This is a genomic window from Citrobacter sp. CK195, from assembly GCF_030333365.1.
Classification (GTDB): Bacteria; Pseudomonadota; Gammaproteobacteria; order Enterobacterales; family Enterobacteriaceae; genus Citrobacter_B; species Citrobacter_B koseri.
Genome location: NZ_JAOWGB010000015.1, coordinates 1 through 661, shown reverse-complemented (window position 1 = coordinate 661; position 661 = coordinate 1). Strand labels below are relative to the sequence as shown.

The window sequence follows — 661 nt, the reverse complement described above, 5'->3', positions numbered from 1 at the left end:
TTTGCTCTTTAAAAATCTGGATCAAGCTGAAAATTGAAACGACACACGTAAAGTGTGTATGAGTCTCTCAAATTTTCGCAACGCGAAGTGTTTCACGAAACATCTTCGGGTTGTGAGGTTAAGCGACCAAGCGTACACGGTGGATGCCCTGGCAGTCAGAGGCGATGAAGGACGTGCTAATCTGCGAAAAGCGCCGGCGAGGTGATATGAACCCTTGACCCGGCGATGTCCGAATGGGGAAACCCAGTGTGACTCGTCACACTATCGTTAGCTGAATACATAGGCTAACGAGGCGAACCGGGGGAACTGAAACATCTAAGTACCCCGAGGAAAAGAAATCAACCGAGATTCCCCCAGTAGCGGCGAGCGAACGGGGAGGAGCCCAGAGCCTGAATCAGCTTGTGTGTTAGTGGAAGCGTCTGGAAAGTCGCACGGTACAGGGTGAAAGTCCCGTACACGAAAACGCACAGGCTGTGAGCTCGATGAGTAGGGCGGGACACGTGGTATCCTGTCTGAATATGGGGGGACCATCCTCCAAGGCTAAATACTCCTGACTGACCGATAGTGAACCAGTACCGTGAGGGAAAGGCGAAAAGAACCCCGGCGAGGGGAGTGAAAAAGAACCTGAAACCGTGTACGTACAAGCAGTGGGAGCCTCTTT

The 661-nt window shown here is 52.0% G+C and carries 1 rRNA gene; it reads left to right on the top strand.

What is annotated here, in order from left to right:
• Positions 1-116: 116 nt before the first annotated feature.
• Positions 117-661, top strand: a 23S ribosomal RNA gene (locus OGX93_RS00665); the annotation flags it as partial.